At 38.6% G+C, this 14,460-nt stretch carries 13 protein-coding genes, 1 tRNA gene, 1 other RNA gene and 2 pseudogenes; 9 read left to right on the plus strand and 8 right to left on the minus strand.

Going from position 1 to position 14,460, the window contains the following annotated elements:
- Window positions 1-431 precede the first annotated feature (431 nt).
- From ykgO to ACFILN_RS06585, 5 genes are all read left to right on the plus strand, one after another.
- Window positions 432-557: a type B 50S ribosomal protein L36 gene (ykgO, locus tag ACFILN_RS06565; RefSeq protein WP_004863016.1), complete on the plus strand. Its 126-nt coding sequence runs from the start codon at window positions 432-434 to the stop codon at window positions 555-557.
- A 157-nt stretch (window positions 558-714) separates the two neighbouring features.
- The gene (locus tag ACFILN_RS06570; protein WP_375631458.1) at window positions 715-1,500 is read left to right on the plus strand and encodes a tetratricopeptide repeat protein; all 786 of its coding nucleotides are present in this window, start codon (window positions 715-717) and stop codon (window positions 1,498-1,500) included.
- Window positions 1,501-2,307: 807 nt separating this feature from the next.
- Window positions 2,308-2,468: non-coding RNA, 6S RNA (gene ssrS, locus ACFILN_RS06575), on the plus strand.
- Between the two features lie 551 nt (window positions 2,469-3,019).
- Complete coding sequence (locus ACFILN_RS06580; RefSeq protein WP_375631471.1) at window positions 3,020-3,625, plus strand: 5-formyltetrahydrofolate cyclo-ligase; 606 nt, start codon at window positions 3,020-3,022, stop codon at window positions 3,623-3,625.
- 18 nt (window positions 3,626-3,643) lie between these two features.
- Window positions 3,644-4,465, plus strand: coding sequence for a TIGR00282 family metallophosphoesterase (locus tag ACFILN_RS06585; RefSeq protein WP_273790841.1), 822 nt, complete (start codon window positions 3,644-3,646; stop codon window positions 4,463-4,465).
- Window positions 4,466-4,835: 370 nt separating this feature from the next.
- On the opposite strand, the pseudogene ACFILN_RS06590 reads toward ACFILN_RS06585, so the two are convergent.
- The 6 genes and pseudogenes from ACFILN_RS06590 to ACFILN_RS06615 form a co-directional block, all read right to left on the minus strand.
- Window positions 4,836-5,194 (minus strand): annotated as a pseudogene (locus ACFILN_RS06590) (helix-turn-helix domain-containing protein).
- 279 nt (window positions 5,195-5,473) lie between these two features.
- The gene (locus ACFILN_RS06595; protein ID WP_375671112.1) at window positions 5,474-5,866 is read right to left on the minus strand and encodes a helix-turn-helix domain-containing protein; all 393 of its coding nucleotides are present in this window, start codon (window positions 5,864-5,866) and stop codon (window positions 5,474-5,476) included.
- 244 nt (window positions 5,867-6,110) lie between these two features.
- The gene (locus ACFILN_RS06600; RefSeq protein ID WP_375671114.1) at window positions 6,111-6,503 is read right to left on the minus strand and encodes a helix-turn-helix domain-containing protein; all 393 of its coding nucleotides are present in this window, start codon (window positions 6,501-6,503) and stop codon (window positions 6,111-6,113) included.
- Window positions 6,504-6,747: 244 nt separating this feature from the next.
- The gene (locus tag ACFILN_RS06605; RefSeq protein ID WP_375671116.1) at window positions 6,748-7,332 is read right to left on the minus strand and encodes a helix-turn-helix domain-containing protein; all 585 of its coding nucleotides are present in this window, start codon (window positions 7,330-7,332) and stop codon (window positions 6,748-6,750) included.
- A 213-nt stretch (window positions 7,333-7,545) separates the two neighbouring features.
- Window positions 7,546-8,841, minus strand: a complete 1,296-nt coding sequence (gene murA, locus ACFILN_RS06610) for a UDP-N-acetylglucosamine 1-carboxyvinyltransferase (protein WP_375631456.1) — start codon at window positions 8,839-8,841, stop codon at window positions 7,546-7,548.
- Window positions 8,842-9,017: 176 nt separating this feature from the next.
- Window positions 9,018-9,170, minus strand: coding sequence for a hypothetical protein (locus ACFILN_RS06615; protein ID WP_273790845.1), 153 nt, complete (start codon window positions 9,168-9,170; stop codon window positions 9,018-9,020).
- A gap of 176 nt (window positions 9,171-9,346) precedes the next feature.
- On the opposite strand from ACFILN_RS06615, the gene ACFILN_RS06620 reads away from it, so the two are divergent.
- Window positions 9,347-9,421: transfer RNA gene (locus ACFILN_RS06620), tRNA-Thr, on the plus strand.
- A 2-nt stretch (window positions 9,422-9,423) separates the two neighbouring features.
- On the opposite strand, the gene ACFILN_RS06625 is transcribed toward ACFILN_RS06620, so the two are convergent.
- Window positions 9,424-9,585, minus strand: a complete 162-nt coding sequence (locus ACFILN_RS06625) for a hypothetical protein (RefSeq protein WP_375643498.1) — start codon at window positions 9,583-9,585, stop codon at window positions 9,424-9,426.
- Window positions 9,586-11,138: 1,553 nt separating this feature from the next.
- Here ACFILN_RS06625 and ACFILN_RS06630 point away from each other — a divergent pair.
- The 3 genes and pseudogenes from ACFILN_RS06630 to ACFILN_RS06640 form a co-directional block, all read left to right on the plus strand.
- Window positions 11,139-11,873, plus strand: a complete 735-nt coding sequence (locus ACFILN_RS06630) for a hypothetical protein (protein WP_375658242.1) — start codon at window positions 11,139-11,141, stop codon at window positions 11,871-11,873.
- Window positions 11,874-11,966: 93 nt separating this feature from the next.
- On the plus strand, window positions 11,967-12,500 hold the full coding sequence (locus ACFILN_RS06635; protein ID WP_273790848.1) for a hypothetical protein: 534 nt from the start codon (window positions 11,967-11,969) through the stop codon (window positions 12,498-12,500).
- Window positions 12,501-13,446: 946 nt separating this feature from the next.
- Window positions 13,447-13,686, plus strand: a pseudogene (locus ACFILN_RS06640) (DnaJ domain-containing protein); the annotation flags it as partial.
- A 527-nt stretch (window positions 13,687-14,213) separates the two neighbouring features.
- Here ACFILN_RS06640 and ACFILN_RS06645 read toward each other — a convergent pair.
- On the minus strand, window positions 14,214-14,460 hold a 247-nt coding region (locus ACFILN_RS06645; protein WP_375671118.1), incomplete at its 5' end, for a hypothetical protein.

The following is a 14,460-nucleotide window of genomic DNA, read 5'->3' on the forward strand; positions in this document are numbered from 1 at the left end:
CAACACTCCCTAACAGAGCTTATTTGTTTAAAGCTGAAAAGGCTTTTACTTTTTTCCACTCTTTGTGCTTTTTTGTGTCCTTTTTTTACGAGAAAATTTTTACCTTCAAGGCAACCATTAACACACCCTAAGGAATTTGTAAGGGATATACCCTTGACAAGAATAAGACTTCTTGTTAAATCTCTCCTACTTTTTTGCAATTTTCACTTATCGTTGTGCTAATGAAGTGTGTTAATGCGTACCTTAAGAGTGCGCTTTTCTTTTTGTGATCACAGTGAAAAAGTGTATCGTGTGATGTTATAATGCAAGTACGATATCGCAATGCAATGCTCATAGAGTAAGCAGTCTATTGGGGTTGTGGTATTATATTTTAGTGTTGTATTATAGTATTATAGTGTTGTGTTACGTAAACTATTTAAACGGTGAATATGATGAAAATTAAAAATTCGCTTAAAGCACTAAAAGAGCGCCACCGTAACAATCGTTTGGTGCGTCGTAAGGGTCGTGTTTATATTCTTAATAAAACGAACCCACGTTTTAGAGCACGTCAGGGCTAATTCTTTTAGGGCTAATTTCTTTAAGGTCAATGTTTTTATGCCTACTTTGATTGTAGGCTTAAAAAATTTTTCTTGCGTTTTTTTGGTTATAAGTCCGTTGATTACAAGTCTAGTATTTGATAATATTTGGTGATTTATCTTTTGGGGGCTTGTTTTTATGGATTCTTTTATTTTTTTAAAAGCCTTTCGATTTTTTCAGCTGCGTTTTTTCTGTATTTTTCAGCGCGCGTTTTTTCTTTTTTTTGTTGGCGTTTTTTGTTTTGTTCCCTCGAGCTATGGGCAAAATCCTCCTTCTCTTCCTGAAGATCGGCCTTCTCCACAATCGCTTTTACCGTTAGATGATCTTATTCCCAATTCTCCTCCCCCTTCCTCAACGCCCTCCGATTCTGATTCCTCGGCGGTTATTCTTGAAGATCTTGACAAAGAGCAGCTTTCCCATGTTGACAGAGTTAAGCAACGCAAAGAAGCAGAAATTTCACGTTTACTCAAAGAATTGAAATATTGTGCTGATGTTGCTAAAGCGAAAAAGATCAGTCAACAACTTCAACATTTATGGTCCCAATCGGGGAGTGAGACGATTGATCTTTTAATGTCATGGGCTGAAAATGCACTCAACAGCGATGATTATGGACTTGCGCTTGATTATATTGACAATGCTCTTGCACTTTTACCTACTCATTCTGAAGCTTGGGTAAGGCGTGCTTGGATTCACATTCAACTGAACGATTTCAAGCTTGCCCTGCTTGATCTCAACCATGCTCTTGAACTTGAGCCGCGCAATTATAGTGCTTTTTTTGAACTTGGCGTTGTCATGGAAGCAACGGAGCGTCCAAAACTTGCTCTTAAAGCTTATGAAACAGCATTGGATTACTATCCACAAATGCGCAGAATTCAAAAGCGCGTGCAAGCTCTGTTAGACGAACAATCACCCCAAGCTCTTTAAAACCATTCAAGAACAAGACACTTTACGGCATCCTTTCAAACCTAGATAAGACGCAAGCCGGCTTCACATTCCACTCAATAAACTAAAAGCCCCCTGCTTATAACCACACCCCCCACACACAATTGACAGTGTCTTTTTTGAATTTGGACCTTTTTTGTATTGCAGGCAGCGTCCAAACATTTCCAATATACTTCCTTCAGAATTTCTCTCATAGCAAGCAAACGCTTCACGCTTGAGTCCTCTTCAGCCGTTTCTTCTTTTCACACCTTCCATCATGGATAAAAAAAATTTGTAAACACGATCCTCAAAAAATACTTTTTTAAAAAAGCTTACAACATCGCTTAGCGCCTCTGATAAACTATCATCATCTGTTTTTTATTTTTAAGCTTCAACCATAGCAGCACATACCGTATCGGCTCTCCTCCCCCCCCTCAAAGTTGATAAAACAGCCCTAAAATACTCCCCACGAGGCAAAAACTTCAAAGAAGCAATATCAATTGAACAAACATTCTTGAATAAGAAATATTCCCTTCAAAGCTCCTCCAAGTATTCCCGCGAAACATAAAAATCAAGCATTGTCCCAAAAGAGCCAGTCAAGCCATTGCCAATAAACCGTTCTACGTCACTCAAACACCCACCCCCACTCATATTTTTGCTTTTTTACTTTGAATAAGCCATCCATCATACAGCCATTTCGAGCAACCACCAACAATATCATCAATCTCTCCTGAAATACTTTATGAAAAAGAAGAGAGCGAGGTTATTTTATCTCTAGCAGAAACTCTGAAATTGTTTTATATTAAGGAGGGTGTTCTGCGCTTCTCGACAGGAAATAACGTATTCCTGAGACCTTAATGATCTCCAAGGGAGCTGTCCCTGATCAAGCCCGTGGGCTTTTTCATATGGCGCCCACCTATTTGTATAGGTTCCCGGGATCAGCTTTTTCCATCGGCTGTTGTGGATCACCCTTTATTTGTATAACTTTTTTGCATAAAAATTTTTCCAGCTAAAATTGAGAGCGTCCTTTTACATAAGACCAATGACGATACTCTCTTTTCAAGAAATAAAAATGACGAGGGGCTTTATTTTATAAAACAGACAGCACTGACAAAATAATCCCCTCTGTGAATCTGCTTCATCCCTTCGCACGCAAGCAACGCAAAAGCGGCTTGTTGCACCAAGATACCCCCTATAAAGAGTACACACTTTTTTCATGCTTTTTTCATGAGCACAGCTCTTGTCCTAACAGAGATTTACAAAACGCCAACAATGGATAAAATGCCAGCATCTTATTAAAACAATTGACGAGACAATGACACAAAATCCCCTCTGTGAATCTGCTTCACCCCTTCGCACGCAAGCAACGCAAAAGCGGCTTGTTGCACCAAGATACCCCCTATAAAGAGCACACACTTTTTTCATGCTTTTTTTCATGAGCACAGCTCTTGTCCTAACAGAGATTTACAAAACGCCAACAATGGATAAAATACCAGCATCTTATAAAACAATTGACGAGACAATGACACAAAATCCCCTCTGTGAATCTGCTTCATCTCTTCGCACACAGCAACGCAAAAGCGGTTTATCGCGTCGTGATGCTCTTTTAACAGAAGAGCGCGCACTCTTTTCGCAACGTGCTTGTTGCCACTTTATTGAATACCTTGAAAAGAAGGGAACCGATTTTTCACGCCTCATTTTAGCAGGCTATTGGCCCATTAAATCGGAAATTGACCCGCGTCCTTTACTGGATGCTGTAGCGTTACGCGGTGGACGTTTAGCCTTACCAGCAGTGCTTGATTCCACCACCATGATTTTCCGTGCATTTTCGCCCAGCACGATTTTAGAGCCCATGCGTTTTGGCACCTTTGGTCCCAGTGCCGACAATGAGGTTGTTGTCCCCAATAATATTATTGTTCCGCTTTCTGCGTTTGATCGTCACTGTCACCGTCTTGGCTATGGAGGAGGATACTATGACCGTGCGGTTGAAGCTCTTGAAAAACAAGGGCATCAAATGACATTATGGGGCATAGGGTTTTCATGTCAGGAGGTTTTCTCTATTCCCGCAGCAGAACATGATCTACAGGTACAAGGAATTTTTACAGAAAAAGGTTTCTTAAAATGTTAAAGTGTGATTAAAGCGCCTATGCGTTTTTTATTTTTAGGTGACATTGTTGGTAGCACAGGCTGTAAAGCTGTTTTTGAACACCTTCCTCAACTGATTGAGAAATGGCAGCTTGATTTTGTTGTGGTAAATGGTGAAAATGCCTCTGGTGGTTTTGGTCTTAAGCAAGAGACATATCAAGATCTTTTGATGACCGGTGTTGATGTTGTCACCACGGGCAATCATGCTTTTTCTCACAAAGAAGCATTGCAGTATGCCCATGAGAGTGATCGTTTTTTACGCCCTGCCAATTTTTCGAAAGAAACTCCCGGAAAAGGTGCTGGTGTTTTTACGGCAAAAAATGGCGCCCGTGTTCTTGTCGCCAATCTGTTGGGCAACGTTTTTATGCCGTGCAAAGTAGAAGATCCATTTGAAACAGCGGAAAATATTCTTCTTGCCTGTTCGTTGATGGAGCAAGCGGATACGATTATTTTTGACTTTCACGCAGAAACGACAAGCGAGAAGCAATGTTTAGGCCATTTTCTGGATGGTCGTGTGAGTGTTATCGTTGGCACACATACGCACATTCCCACGGCTGACGCGCAGATCTTAGAAGGTGGGAGCGCCTATTTAACAGATGCAGGCATGTGTGGAGATTATAACTCCTCTCTTGGAATGGATAAAGAAGAACCCTTACACCGTTTTCTTTATAAGACGAAGCAAGACCGTTTTGAACCGGCGTGTGGTCCCGCCACCCTTTGTGGTTTAGCGGTTGAGATTTCAGATCGCACCGGTTTAGCAGAAAAGGTCTCAGCGGTACGGATTGGTCCTCATTTAAAGCCTGAAGTTCCGGATTTTTGGTAGCTTCTTTTAAAGCCGCCCCTTTGATGATCGCTCTCCACTGTGCGCCCTTTGGATGATTGCTCTCCAAGATTTCCTTTTGAGAACTCTATTTGGCAAGATGATTTTTCAAGCCCTTCCCAAATCCTAAAAACACCCCGCCCTCCAATTTGCCTAATACAGCAACTTTTCTAGCACAAATAAGTCACTCTTTTTAAAAGGATAAAAGATAAAGGATAAAAATTTTCGTGATTTTTAAAATGATGAGAAGGAGGTTTTATTTGGACATTTCTGGGGGGGGGGGGGGGAGGAGAAATGTTAACCCCCTTCTCTAGAAAAAGCTTTATATAATAATTTATTATTTAGCAAGAGCCTCTTTAATTTTTTTTTGATTCTAACGAAAATTTAATCTTAAAATTGCTTTCTGCTTTTTAGGTTTGAGCTCTCTAAAACTTTTCAAAAGGATATGCTCTTCTTTACTTCCGATTCTTTCATCACAGTAATACAAAGCATTTTCTTTTGTTGAGAGATCGGAGTAGAAAAAAGGCAATAGGAACATTGAGAATATCGGCAATTTCTTGTAAACGCCCCGCCCCCTATACGATTAGAGCCTTTTTCATATTTTTGGATTTGTTGAAAAGTCACACCTAACTGACTGCCTAATTTCTTTTGCGACATTCCCAGCATTGTTCTTTTAAAGCGAATTTTTCTGCCTATCGCAATGTCGTTAAAGTGTGGATTTTTAGCTTTCACTTCAAGCTCCCCTACCGGTTGCGAGCGCCTCTTATGCGTATTCCGGGAGTCAAAAACACTGAGTTCAGTCAGCTTTTTTGCTTTTAGTGCTAGAGCGCACTTGGACATAACAAAAGCTCCCGGAATCTCGCGATACTTATAAAGCAGGCTAATGTTTCATCTTGGATTTTCAGGCTTTGGGTTCCACCATTCAACCACACTGTACGACGAGAACCCTGGTGCTTGTTCATAAAATAATTTCTGGAGACCAGCAATAAAATTTAAAACAGTGTTTTTATCTCATGAGACAATCAAACACAAAATTGCCTTCTGCTTTTTAGGTTTAAGCTCTCTAAAACTTTTCAAAAGGATATGCTCTTCTTTACTTGAAATCCTTTCATCACAGCAATACAAAGCGTTTTCTTTTGTTGAGAGATCGGAGTAGAAAAAAGAAATGGGAACATTGAGAATATCGGCAATTTCTTGTAAACGCCCAGCTCCTATACGATTAGAGCCTTTTTCATATTTTTGGATTTGTTGAAAAGTCACACCTAACTGACTGCCTAATTGCTTTTGCGACATTCCGATCATTGTTCTTTTAAAGCGAATTTTTCTGCCTATCGAAATGTCGTTAAAGTGTGGATTTTTAGCTTTCACTTCAAGCTCCCCTGCCGGTTGCGAGCGCCCTCGCATTGGTATTCCGGGAGTCTGAAAGTACTGAGTTCAGTCAGCTTTTTTTGCTTTTAGTGCTCATCGCACCTGGACATGGCAAAAACTCCCGGAATCCCGGGAAACCCACAAGAGTAGGCTAATCTTATGTACTGAACTTTAGGGCTTTCAGACCCTACTGATCGTTGCGTAGACGACCAAAGTTACAGTGTTATTTATAAAGTAATTTCATGAAATTAGCAATAAAATTTAAAACAGTGTTTTTATCTCATGAGACAATCAAACACAAAAATGCCTTCTGTTTCTTAGGTTTGAGCTCTCTAAAACTTTTCAAAAGGACTTGCTCTTCTTTACTTCCGATCCTTTCATCACAAGGATACAAAGCATTTTCCTTTGTTGAGAGATCAGCGTAAAAAAAAGAAATGGGAACATTGAGAATATCAGCAATTTCCTGTAAAAGCCCAGCTCCTATACGATTAGAGCCTTTTTCATATTTTGGGATTTGTTGAAAAGTCACACCTAACTGACTGCCTAATTGCTTTTGCGACATTCCGATCATTGTTCTTTTAAAGCGAATTTTTCTGCCTATCGAAATGTCGTTAAAGTGTGGATTTTTAGCTTTCACTTCAAGCTCCCCTGCCGGTTGCGAGCGCCCTCGCATTGGTATTCCGGGAGTCTGAAAGTACTGAGTTCAGTCAGCTTTTTTTGCTTTTAGTGCTCATCGCACCTGGACATGGCAAAAACTCCCGGAATCCCGGGAAACCCACAAGAGTAGGCTAATCTTATGTACTGAACTTTAGGGCTTTCAGACCCTACTGATCGTTGCGTAGACGACCAAAGTTACAGTGTTATTTATAAAGTAATTTCATGAAATTAGCAATAAAATTTAAAACAGTGTTTTTATCTCATGAGACAATCAAACACAAAAATGCCTTCTGTTTCTTAGGTTTGAGCTCTCTAAAACTTTTCAAAAGGACTTGCTCTTCTTTACTTCCGATCCTTTCATCACAAGGATACAAAGCATTTTCCTTTGTTGAGAGATCAGCGTAAAAAAAAGAAATGGGAACATTGAGAATATCAGCAATTTCCTGTAAAAGCCCAGCTCCTATACGATTAGAGCCTTTTTCATATTTTGGGATTTGTTGAAAAGTCACACCTAACTGACTGCCTAATTGCTTTTGCGACATTCCGATCATTGTTCTTTTAAAGCGAATTTTTCTACCTATCGAAATGTCGTTAAAGTGTGGATTTTTAGCTTTCACTTCAAGCTCCCCTGCCGGTTGCGAGCGCCCTCGCATTGGTATTCCGGGAGTTGAAAGAGCTGAAACTTGACTCAGCCTTTTGCTTTTAGTGCTAGAGAGCACCTGGACATAACAAAAGCTCCCGGAAATCCGGGATATCCATAAAGCTGGATAAATACGTGTCTCAAGTTTAGGGTCTTTCATTCCCTGTTGATCGCTGCGTAGACGACCAAAACATTCTCTTACCAATAAAGTAATTTCATGAAATTAGCAATAAAATTTAAAAACAGTCTTTATTTGTTTGTTTTATGAGCCCCACCCGCCTCTCAAACTTTTATGCCCGCTCGTAAAAGCTCCAAAACCATGAGATAAACCCCACGTTTATTGAGAGGATTAACAACCCTTGATTCTTGAGATTAATCCCCCCCGAAGAGAGAGATTAAAGAATACCCTCAAAGGAAATTACACTGTGATGCGTTGGATTTTTGCGCCACAACGGACTAATTTTTCCTCCAACCTCTCAAATCCACGATCAAGATGATAGACACGATTGACGATTGTTTCCCCCTTTGCCGCCAACGCTGCAATCACAAGAGAAACAGAAGCACGCAAATCCGTCGCCATAACGGGAGCCCCTTGCAAATTCTCTGTTCCATAGACGGTTGCCGTCTGCCCATCAAGCTTTATCTGTGCTCCTAAGCGATTGAGTTCTTGAACATGCATAAAACGATTTTCGAAAACCGTCTCTGTAATATGCGCGGTTCCTTCAGCCCGTGTCATGAGCGCCATGAATTGGGCTTGGAGATCGGTTGGAAAAGCAGGATAAGGTCCTGTTTTAATATCAACGGGCATAATTTTGGTGTTCTTTGGATTTCGCTTAACATGAATTCCTTGAGGTTCTATTTGAATCTCGAGTCCTGTTTTTTGGAGCACCTTAAGCACTTTTGTGAGATGATTAGGATTTGCATTTTTAAGAAAGACATCTCCTCCTGTCATAGCAACAGCCATTGCATATGTCCCCGCTTCTATTCGATCAGCAATAACGCGTATTTTTGTCCCTTTAAGTTTTTTCACCCCTTCAATTGTAAGCGTTGTTGTTCCTTCACCGGTTATTTGAGCCCCCATAGCATTCAGGGTTCGAATAAGGTTTGTCACTTCTGGCTCACAAGCCGCATTCTCAAGAACGGTTGTTCCCTTTGCCGTTGTCGCCGCCATCAGCAGCACATGGGTTCCCCCAACAGTGACTTTAGGGAAACGATAGTGATCACCTTTTAAGCCCCTTGGCGCTTTTGCATGAACATATCCATTTTCGATCGAAATCTGTGCGCCTAAAGTTTTGAGTCCTTCAAGGATAAAATCGACAGGTCTTGTTCCAATAGCACATCCTCCAGGAAGCGAAACATAAGCCTCTGCGCATCGTGCAAGCAGAGGTCCGATAACCCAAAAGCTTGCACGCATTTTTTTCACCAGTTCGTATGGCGCCCGTGTTGTGGCTATTTTTTGCGCCGTAAAATGAATTGTTCTTGAATTCACACATTCATCGTTAAACTCTTGTCCATCAACGGCATATCCCACACCATGATTATTGAGAATACGAATAAGCAATTCGACATCGGCCAGATGAGGAATATTTTCTAAAGTAAGCGTTTCTTCTGTCAAAAGCGCCGCAATCATAAGAGGCAAGGCAGCATTTTTTGCTCCTGATATAGGAATTGTTCCTTTAAGTTTTTCTCCCCCAACAATTTGAATAGAATCCATAGTGTTTTCCCTCTTTTCCTTTGTGCCTGCCCTTCCAAAGGATTGTCCCCCTTCGGGAAGTTATGCTTTATTAATCGTTTTAGAACGCATTCTAAATATGAGAACAAATTATTGAGAAGTTTGGTTGCAAAGCTTCACTAAAAAACATTTTTTTGCATTTTAGAGCTTTTTGCATTTTAGAGCTCTGTTTGTGCTCTTTTTCGGCATTGTTCTTTTCGACGTTTCAGGTTTTGACGCAATTGTTGCGCCAATCTTTCTTGACGTCGTTTTGCTTTTTCATCTTGATGATTCATTTCATTTTGTTTTTGTTTTTGATACATTTGTGTCATTGCGCAACCTTTTAAACAGTGTTGAGCTTCTATCCAAGCAACTCATAACCTTAAATATTTAAGCATATAAGAAACATATGTCATGACATAAGATACGTTTTCTTGCAAGAATATACAAATGTTCTCTTGCCTATTTTCTGACAATATGGCACAAGACAGCGCAAAGATTGAAAAGGGCTGCGGTAGCTCAGTGGTAGAGCACTCCCTTGGTAAGGGAGAGGTCGAGAGTTCAATCCTCTCTCGCAGCACCATTTTATTCTTCTTTTGCCTCTCTCTTCTTTCCCCTATAAGCCTTCTCTATAAGCCTCAATTTTTTCCCCCAGCCTCCATTGGCTTCATCAAATCCTCCATCCTTTAAACCATGCGCTTCAATGGCGTCAAAATCAATGGCTTCAATGACACGCTTAATCTCCAAAATGCTTTATGAGCGGCTTTTGAAATTGACACACCCCAAAGAATAGCCCCCCTCCCATTGGCTTCCCCCTTTTTCCTTCCTGTAAGACACCCCCCTTATCCTTCTCTTTGCCAAACCTCACTGTTGCATCTTCTTAACACTTGAGACGGTATAGGCTTTTTTATTTCTTGAATATTTTTCCCCACAAGCTCACCCCACTTATAATATGCAGACAAACGATTTTACTTGTTTCAATATAAGAGCGTTTGAATAAGAAGGTTTGAAATAAGAACATCTCACACTATTTCGGGCTCTCATTGAAATTCAAATTAAATCTCAATAATGAATTATTATAAACTCATTGTTTGAACATATCCCATTGATACCTTTATCCGCCCCAAAACGAATAATCTTATCTTTCTAGCCTCTCTATCCACCTCAAGCAACACAAGTATTCCCTCTAAAAATTAGAATAAGCTTCATCGATCCTATTCGTCATTTACAACAAATCTAACAGAGCCATTTCCAGAACCTCCTCTCAACTCAATTCCTTCCCCATTCTCCCCACCCCTTACCAAAAGAAAAAAACCAAACAGTGATAAAGCCCCCCCTCAATAAAGCTTTCAATAAGTCACCCCACGCTCCCATATGGCAAACATCTCATATGACAGACATCCCCATATACTAGGCATCACATATACCAGAAAATTGATAGCCCGCCGTTTCAAAGAAGATCCCTCATTACCAATTTTATACACTATGATTTTCCACGTGCTCTAAGCCATCCCTCTTTCAAGACGCTCTTTTTTATACGAATACTTTAATTTATACGGATAGCGTTATTCCTCTTGCAGAAGAACCCTAAGAGCGAAGAATTCTCTTCCCCTCTATTCTATTGAAATCAAACACCCCTCTTCGCTTACAGTTCACAAGGCTTACAGTTCACAAGCAGAAAGATCCGTATGGCATAAAACTTTTCAAGAAAAGCCTACCTTTTATGAAAAGTCCCCCCCACAGTGAATGAGATTATGAATCATCCCAAGAGCTAAAGCCCATGTCGCAATCTTGAGAACGAGCTCAAGATGATACCAACTTACTTTTTCATAAAGTAAAGATGAGGTGTGTAATATTTATAATCTACGAGGTTTTATCGTTACCTCTCACGATACCATTTACAAGCCCCAGCATGAAGTTCACGAACGCCGGTATGAAATGGGCATGAAATGAGTATAAAAAGAGCTTGGAGCAAGATGTCTCTTTAAAACAAGCGCATGACTATGCACAACAAGTATATTTCGTTTAGAGCATTTTGGATATTCCCCACTCCCGCCCTAGAACAAACATTTTGGTGACAGGACCTCCCTTATATTTTCTACTGTCCTTGTCTCCTCTGTCCTTGTCTTCTTCAGCGAATAAAACCCCGCATGTGCGGGGTTTTATCCTGTACTACACCCTTATTTAGATACAGTATGATCACTATCGCTGTTTTCATTAAATACATTTTTTACATATATTTTCAACACAAAAATAACACATATTGATTTATTCAACAAAAATCATTAAACGTTAAAATGATGAAATTATTATTCAAAACGTACGTCATAATATTTATAACGTTTTTTTCTGTATCCCTATTATTGGGTTGTACTCAAGTAAGCGATCTCGCTGAATACGATAGGCTTTACCAAAAATATGTCCATGAAAATTACACTCCTTTAGCATATTCTCAGAAATTAGAAAAAGCAAAAAAAGAGGTAGAATATTTAAAAGCGTATATGGAATGGACTGTAGACATACCCCATGACAAAAGTCAATTTTGGAGGCATTTAATAACATTGCCCAGTAATCCTCCAGAATTCAATATTTTTAAACATTATCACATATTGCTTGTTTTTTGTGGACGTTTTTTTGATTTATGGCAAGGTGATAAAACGATGCCCACACTTACCTTTAACGACTTACCAACAAGACTTAGGGCTTTTAAAGCTAACGGGATGAAATACAGGAAAAATTGGGATTATATAGAAAATATTTTCCTCAACGCAAAGTTTGAAACAAACTTTGATGATCCAATGTTTGCGTACGCAGAAAAATTTTTGGATTCCCCTAATGGCATTAGTCGAAAAGAACAAACTCTCCAGACAGAGCTGCTCATAATAGGCAATGAACTCACTCGTTTTAGAAACACAGCAACAATGTGCGTTATGGCTAGAGAGGTATACCTTGCCATGATGCCCAAAGAAAATGTAAAACCGCCCGTAAGATATAGCACTTTTGAAAAATGGAAGCAGTATTTAAAAAATCTTTAAACGGATAATAAAACTGCCTTTCAAAATACTTCTAAAGAACCATTAAGCCCTCTCACAATGACTATAATCAATCACAAAAAGGGTATAAAAAAAATGTTAATTAAACAGTCTTTATTGAGAAACGTCTTAATTATCGCCCTTTTAACAACGCATCTTTTTTATTCTTCAAAGGGATATACTCATTCGAATGAACTATTCTCTTCAAAAGAGATTACAGAAAGAGAGAGATTGTTCCGCATTTTCCTCGTTAATGGAAGTAGTTGGTGGTCAGAAAAATTCTACCAAATTCTCTGGATAGAAAAAACATTTTTTTTGGAAAACAAGTGGCGGTTATCGCAACCTCTCTATGAAAAACATGTCAATATAATAAAAAAATGGCAGAATATAATCAAAAAACGACATCATGTATTTAATACTCTGTGTAGCCTTATAGAATTAGAAATAGATGCAATGCGACATGTGAATGAAGCAAAACACTCTAATGAGCATACCCGTCTCTCAAACAGTATGAAACACATAGAGACATATCAAGAGCGTATAGCTAAAAACAAGAAAGAACTTGAGAAACTTGATCATGAAATTGAGATCTTATACAGAGTTATCATAGAGTATACAAAATTACCATAAACTTTGATCTATTCATTCCATAACTTTATGAAAAGTGCTTCTCAAAGGGTATTCTGCATTTTCAAGCATTTTGAACTATCTATCGCCATCTTTAGATACAAAGTGCCAAAGTACATACAATTTGTTTTATTTTACCAACATAAAAATAACATATATTGATTTATTCAATAGAAATTACTTATCAAAGCTCGTTAGAAACAAAAGACAATAAATACCCTATGTTTAAACACTTTATTTTATTTGCTATAGCAATAAGCGCTTTTTTTATTCACGCATCATACAACCCGTGGATGTAGAAAAGACGAATTTTTTGTTGGGAATACTTCTCCGATCAATTGTATTTCCAAAGAATATATAAAACAAAAAATAGAAAAGAAGATATTGGAAAAAGAACGCGAAAGATAATGGTTAGAGCTTGAAAAATTTGCTGTTATTGCTTGTCCAAGTAGAGAGTTTCCTGTTTACCCTGTTTTTTCTATTATCGATTGTATTTCAGAGGAAGAACTCAAACAAAATCGTTTTAATAAAGATAAAATCAATATAATGTACTTATTCATGCAATGGTTTATCGTAGGATTCATCATAACAACGATAACGTCCGTTCCCATTAGTTTACTTTGGCGTTTTAGATTTAAGGTTCCTGCCTGTTTATTTACAATAATGACAACCTTGGCTATTATTGCCGTCCCTTTATATTTGATTTATCGTTTCTCTTTTAATCTATTTTTTTAAAAAATACTTCTAAAACATTAAAAAAACCTGCTTTTTCAAGCGTTTTGAACTGTATCTCCCCTCATTTAGATACAATAGCCCCAAGTACAGCCCCACCATTCAATACAATTTTCACCATATTTCTAACATAAAAATAACACATGTCGATACATTCAAAGGGGATCAATTAAACGATCTTATAAAATAAGAGCAATACACAAAGTGGCTGTATTTAATGATAATAAATGAAGACGATTATTATGGAATTCTTGGTGTAAGCTACGCATGCAACGATAAACAGATAAAATCTGCTTTTCGTAAATTAGCTCTGCAATACCACCCTGATCATAATTCTAGTACCGAAGCAGAACAAAAATTCAGAAAAATTTGTGAAGCCTATGAAGTTCTTAAAGATCCTCAAAAGAGAGCTGCTTACAATCAGTTCTATCATAAAACTTTTAAAGATAATGACAAGGCTTCTGAAATTAGTAGAAACCAAGAGAACAGACGACAAGATAATACCGAGCATGTAATTGGTAGTATCATGAATGTAATTTTCATTATTTGTGGAATAATACCTATAATGTGTTATATAATTTCGTTTTTTACGTGGAATATACCACTAGGAATAATAAGTATAGGGTTATTAATTTTCATCAGTATAAAAGGATATTTGGTAAATATTGGTGCATTTATCTTCGGGATCATACTAATATCATTTATCAAAGTTATATGGAGAAGTATCTATTGATCAGTGCTTTTGAAGAGCTTTAAGATCAGCCCCACAGTGAATTCACAAGGTGTGGTAATTTTTGATTTTCTATAACAAGGTAGTGTAGAAAAACATAAAGATTATAATGTCTCTATCCGTTCTTTTCTTATTCTCCCCTTTCCTCCACCCCTCTATTTTCTTCCACAACCTGCCCCCAACCTTTCCCCAACAAGCCCACTTGACTCCACACAGACTTTTTCTCATGCCCCTACATCCTTTTCCCATATCGGCTAAAAAAAACGCCCCTCAAACGACTCTTTCTTAATGAACAAAAGTACCACAAGAACCATTTCCTCTCCAATGAAAAAGCACTTGTCCGGCAACTTCGCCATCATGGAGGGACTTTCATCGCGCCCCCAAACACGGCACAACACAAAAGCTCCCAAAATCCCCCCGTTTTGTCCCAATACGTCTAAACAAGCTTTAACGACCTCCCCGCCAAACACCTCCTTCCATTTTCCAGCATGCTTTACGTAT

The sequence above is a fragment of the Bartonella sp. CL434QHHD genome (assembly GCF_042195145.1).
In the GTDB taxonomy this organism is placed as follows: domain Bacteria; phylum Pseudomonadota; class Alphaproteobacteria; order Rhizobiales; family Rhizobiaceae; genus Bartonella.

Bases quoted from the DNA above. Each gene is read 5' to 3' on its own strand.
- ykgO (WP_004863016.1), top strand. From the start codon at position 432: ATGAAAATTAAAAATTCGCTTAAAGCACTAAAAGAGCGCCACCGTAAC.
- ACFILN_RS06570 (WP_375631458.1), top strand. From the start codon at position 715: ATGGATTCTTTTATTTTTTTAAAAGCCTTTCGATTTTTTCAGCTGCGT.
- ACFILN_RS06580 (WP_375631471.1), top strand. From the start codon at position 3,020: ATGACACAAAATCCCCTCTGTGAATCTGCTTCATCTCTTCGCACACAG.
- ACFILN_RS06585 (WP_273790841.1), top strand. From the start codon at position 3,644: ATGCGTTTTTTATTTTTAGGTGACATTGTTGGTAGCACAGGCTGTAAA.
- ACFILN_RS06595 (WP_375671112.1), bottom strand. From the start codon at position 5,866: ATGCGAGGGCGCTCGCAACCGGCAGGGGAGCTTGAAGTGAAAGCTAAA.
- ACFILN_RS06600 (WP_375671114.1), bottom strand. From the start codon at position 6,503: ATGCGAGGGCGCTCGCAACCGGCAGGGGAGCTTGAAGTGAAAGCTAAA.
- murA (WP_375631456.1), bottom strand. From the start codon at position 8,841: ATGGATTCTATTCAAATTGTTGGGGGAGAAAAACTTAAAGGAACAATT.
- ACFILN_RS06615 (WP_273790845.1), bottom strand. From the start codon at position 9,170: ATGACACAAATGTATCAAAAACAAAAACAAAATGAAATGAATCATCAA.
- ACFILN_RS06630 (WP_375658242.1), top strand. From the start codon at position 11,139: ATGAAATTATTATTCAAAACGTACGTCATAATATTTATAACGTTTTTT.
- ACFILN_RS06635 (WP_273790848.1), top strand. From the start codon at position 11,967: ATGTTAATTAAACAGTCTTTATTGAGAAACGTCTTAATTATCGCCCTT.